This window comes from Pedobacter miscanthi (genome assembly GCF_032678605.1).
GTDB lineage: Bacteria > Bacteroidota > Bacteroidia > Sphingobacteriales > Sphingobacteriaceae > Pedobacter > Pedobacter miscanthi_A.
The window spans coordinates 1-1,639 of record NZ_JAVTSU010000054.1 but is presented as its reverse complement, the minus strand read 5'-3'; the positions used below and the strand labels follow the sequence as shown (position 1 = coordinate 1,639).

The 1,639-nt window shown below is 45.7% G+C and carries 2 protein-coding genes; both read left to right on the top strand.

The features are described 5' to 3' along the window. The coding region (locus tag R2R28_RS29010) for a hypothetical protein (protein ID WP_316829153.1) at window positions 1-201 on the top strand (201 nt) is incomplete at its 5' end. Beyond that, on the top strand, window positions 198-1,628 hold the full coding sequence (locus R2R28_RS29005; protein ID WP_316829154.1) for a transposase: 1,431 nt from the start codon (window positions 198-200) through the stop codon (window positions 1,626-1,628). The genes R2R28_RS29010 and R2R28_RS29005, both read left to right, overlap by 4 nt. Window positions 1,629-1,639 lie beyond the last annotated feature (11 nt).

The following is a 1,639-nucleotide window of genomic DNA, read 5'->3' as shown; positions in this document are numbered from 1 at the left end:
TATCCAACCAAAGTACAGGTTATAAAAAGAAAGACAAGCGAGCAGTGGTATGTTAATTTCCCCTCAGCTGTCGCCCAGGCAATCGAGTTCAAGCAGGGCGAGGTTGTGGAGTGGATTATTGATGACAACCAGCGACTGATCCTTCAGAGAAGCGATGAGTCCGTTGAGGACCTTAAAAAAAAACTCCCCAAGAAACCCTGATCGGATGCTTCAGATCGATTTTCGAAGGTTGCCTGCCAGCCTTCAAGCAGTCCAGAACCTTTGATCGTGCAAGGTCATTGGCCTTGGGTGTGTTGGGATGCCTTGGCCGGTGTACCATTACCGGCATGCTCTCGGCCAATGGTAGCCAGTTCAAGGACTGGTCTGCGGCATACAGACTGTTCAAGGGCGACAGGATGAACCTTGATGGGATCTTCGGGGCTGTAAGAAGACGTGTACAGAAACTCAATCTTTCCAGTGAGGATACGAACATCTATGGCCATATGGACGATACCCTGTTTCGTAAAAAGGGAAGAAATGTATTTGGGGCCTCTTGGCTAAGGGATCCATTGGGGCCACCTTTTGCAAACAATTTCGTCTGGGGCCAAAGATTTATACAGGTTTCGCTTTCCTTGCTGGAGAATGGATCCTCTGGTCCTTCAAAAGCTATACCTGTCGACCTTGTCCATTGCCCCGCCACCAGGAAGCCCGGTAAGACTGCCTCACAGGCAGAAATTGATATCTTCAAAGAAACCCAGAAAAAAGCCAAGCTTAGTGAGATCGGTGCCCAGCGCATTGTTAAGTTAAGGACCGATCTGGACAGCGACGGACACGCGGAAAGAAAACTTGTCATAAGCGTGGACGGAAGCTATACCAATGAAACAGTGATAAGAAAGCTCCCGGATAATGTTGATATGATAGGCAGGATCAGAAAAGATTGTAAGCTTTATGCACTTCCCTGTGAACAACCCCAGGGATCTGGCAGAAAAAAGTATTATGGAGAGGAACTCCCCACCCCGGAAATGATTCGCCAGGACCAACAATACCCATATATGGCGGTGAGGGCTTGGGCAGCAGGAAAAATCAGGTCATTTGATGTCAAAGTGATTAGAAACGTAAGATGGAGGAAATCTGGACCGAAAAACCTGATGCTTGTCATAGTAAGACCAGTCGGCTACAGGCTCACAAAAAAATCAAAGCTACTTTACAGGAACCCTGCCTATCTGATATGTACCAATCCAGAAATGGAAATAAGCATGCTGTTGCAGGCCTATATAAGAAGGTGGGAAATAGAGGTTGGTTTTCGGGACCAGAAAACTTTGATCGGCTGTGGCCAGGCCCAGGTTAGGTTAAAAGGTGTTGTGGAAAAAGTACCAGCGTTTATTTCAGCCTGCTATGGGATGATGCTATTGGCAGCGCACGAAACCAACCTGACCGAAAAGGTTTCTCTGCCTGGAACAAAATGGTATAAGAATGCGTTGAGAACAAGAACAACAACAGGAGATATACTAAACAGATTCAGAGCAGAAAAATGGCTGGAAAGTATAAGAATCAATTTTTCAGACTTCGTGAACATAGAGAAAAAAATGGCAAAGTTGGAAAAATTAGCCAATCCTATCCTATCTTCACTTTTTTACATGAGAAATTAGCCAAACTCAAG